This window comes from Microcoleus sp. S13_C3 (assembly GCF_036700905.1).
Lineage (GTDB): Bacteria > Cyanobacteriota > Cyanobacteriia > Cyanobacteriales > Microcoleaceae > Microcoleus.
Genome location: NZ_JAUBPT010000316.1, coordinates 1 through 2746 on the forward strand (window position 1 = coordinate 1; position 2746 = coordinate 2746).

The 2746-nt window shown below is 45.2% G+C and carries 3 protein-coding genes; 1 reads left to right on the plus strand and 2 read right to left on the minus strand.

Annotated elements, in window-relative coordinates; genetic code table 11:
- The first annotated feature begins 442 nt into the window (after positions 1-442).
- The gene (locus tag QUA16_RS36260; protein ID WP_333109667.1) at positions 443-649 is read left to right on the plus strand and encodes a hypothetical protein; all 207 of its coding nucleotides are present in this window, start codon (positions 443-445) and stop codon (positions 647-649) included.
- Positions 650-871: 222 nt separating this feature from the next.
- Here the strand turns inward: QUA16_RS36260 and QUA16_RS36265 are convergent, their stop codons facing one another.
- Together QUA16_RS36265 and QUA16_RS36270 are read right to left on the minus strand one after the other, a co-directional pair.
- A complete protein-coding gene (locus QUA16_RS36265) occupies positions 872-2161 on the minus strand; it encodes a glucose-1-phosphate adenylyltransferase (protein WP_333109668.1) in 1290 nt (429 codons plus the stop codon).
- 184 nt (positions 2162-2345) lie between these two features.
- Positions 2346-2636, minus strand: coding sequence for a hypothetical protein (locus QUA16_RS36270; RefSeq protein WP_333109669.1), 291 nt, complete (start codon positions 2634-2636; stop codon positions 2346-2348).
- Positions 2637-2746: the final 110 nt, after the last annotated feature.

Sequence of the window (2746 nt, forward strand, 5' to 3'; positions counted from 1 at the left end):
AAACACAATGGTACACCGCATATTTGTCTATAAGTGTATCATTTTGTCTATTTATTCGCTACCTAGGGACTAGCTCTTTTTTTCCGGGGCGCGGTGCGATGGCTACGCCCCGGCTTACGCCTACGAACTTCTCGATCTGAGCTTGATCACCCAATCCAAATCTTAGCAGGTTTTCATCAGCAAGTTCTGTCAAATCTGGTGTCTGAATTGTGACTATATAATACCCTAAATTGCGCCGTTTTTACACAAAATTTCTAGATATTTTTTATTCACATCAGACCCGTGCTAGAGAATTTTATTTTTACAACCTCTGAATAGATTTTAATCAAACTAATATAACATAATTTCTCCCCTGTCTGTTAGCTACATCACACACTTGTACAAAACCTTAAGATAGGATAGTAGAGCGATAAGCTTTTAACGCTACTAGGGTGCTAATATTATGAATTATTTGCTAAGTTGGCCTTGTGGCTGCTGCGACGATTGGAAAGAGAGTTCCGAGAGTGCTGTGGTACTCAGAAACGGGCAGCGCATTTGTCAGTTGTGCTACCAGCGCAAATACAAGAATCAGAAGCTATTCGCCAGACGCAGGCGAGCAGACATATCTGTATCGCGGCAGACAGTAACAGAGACGGTCGCTTATTCATAATGCGCGAGCCTTTGAATAAAGCCAAGTATTTCGACAAACTCGCATCAGCGGGGGGAATTAATAATCCACAAAAAAAGAAGGAATTTTGTCATCAGTCATCAGTCATCGGTCATTGGTGATCTGTCACTAATTTCATTATTTATCATCAGTCACTTGAAAAGCAGGTAACAGATTTTAACTTAAAAAACTAATGACTGACGACTAATGACTAATGACTAATAACTAAATGATAGTTCCATCAGGAATCGTGGCATTTTTCAGAACTACGACAATGCCGCTGCGGATGTAAAAACCTTGGTTTTCGCGGTTGGCTTCTTCCACTCGGTCTTTATTAATTATTTGAACATTGCGGCCAATGCGGGCATTTTTATCCACAATCGCGCGGCGAATTGTAGTATCTGCACCGATACCGAGGGCGACGCCGCCGCTGTCCAAACTCGAATGCCGTTCGGCGTCGGGTTCGTAGAAGTCAGCACCCATCACCAGGGTGTCTTGAATCGTACATCCAGCTTCAATGCGCGATCGAACTCCCAACACAGAATGGTCGATCCGGCACTGTTTGAGAATGCAGCCTTCAGCAATAATCGATTCAGTCACGTGAGTATCTAAAAGCTTAGTCGGCGGCAAGAAACGCGGGCGAGTGTAAATCGGCGCATTTTCATCGTAGAAACTGAAAGGCGGCTGAGGCTGTTTTGTCAGAGCCAAGTTAGCCTCGTAAAAAGCCTCAATGGTTCCGATATCTTCCCAATAATCGTCAAACAAATAAGCTTGAACGTTGTGGTCTTTTGCATTATTCGGAATAATCTCTTTACCAAAATCAGTTTGGTTGGGAGATTCTTTCAGAAGTTTAATCAGAACTTCTTTTTTGAAGACGTAAATCCCCATCGAAGCAATGTAAGGACTTTCCTGAGCCTGCTGCGCTGTCAGTCCCAGTTTAGTAGTATCTACCTGCATTTGTTTGAGCGCATCGCCTTTTGGCTTTTCGCTGAAAGAAACAATGCGGCCGTTGTCGTCGATTTTCATCAAACCAAAATCCGACGCCCGCTTCTCGTCCATTGGCAACACCGAGAGGGTGATATCGGCATTGGTTTCGCGGTGTCTCTGCACAAACTTCTGGTAGTCCATGCGGTAGAGGTGATCGCCCGAAAGAATTAAGTATTCGTCAACGTCCCACTCTTCTAGCAGCCAGAGATATTGGCGAACTGCGTCGGCTGTCCCTTGAAACCAGTTGGGGTTTTCCTGAGTTTGCTGGGCGGCGAGCACCTCGGCAAATCCCTCGGTGAAGCCGGAAAACTGGTAGGTGCGAGCGATGTGACGGTTCAGGGAGGCCGAGTTGAATTGGGTGAGGACGTAGATTTTGACTATTTCCGAGTTGATGCAGTTGCTGAGAGGAATATCGATGAGGCGATATTTGCCTGCGAGGGGAACTGCGGGTTTGGCTCGCAATTTGGTTAGGGGGTAAAGGCGGGTGCCTACACCGCCACCGAGGATGATGGCTAAAACTTTTTTCAAGGAACTTTCTCCCTAGGGTCGATTAACTCTCCAAGTACAGTGTCGGATGGTGAGGGCTTCTTGACAAGGGGGGGGAGCAAGGAAGTTTTGAGTTTTGAGTTTTGAGTTGAGTCGCTTACACAGAAACCGGGTTGTTTAATCCAAATACTTCTTCAAACCCTCAATAAGAGTTAAAAAATCCGGTTTAGGAGAATTGGAGTGTGTGCGGGGCTGGAGTTAGGAGTTTTGAGTTGTGAGTTAAAATACCCATCAATCCATAATGGATATTTAAAAAAGTTTTGAGTTGTGAATTAAAATACCCTTCAATAAATAAAGGCAGTTTAAGGAAAGAATAAGGTTCGGGGTTTTGGCTGTTAATAACAAGTTTTTTGGGTAAATTCCCCGTTTTGGCAATTTCTCGATCGAGGCTCATGGCGCTGTTGTTCTTTTTCAAGGCAGGTCGATCGCACCGCCACGCCCACTGACAATCAAGCATCCAGGATACAAGCCCCCGGATTCATCCCGAAAGCCAGGGTGGATTAATTGTCCCCAAGTAAATTATAATAGTCGAGCGCGCTCGGATGATCGTCCGCGCGCGCTCGACGA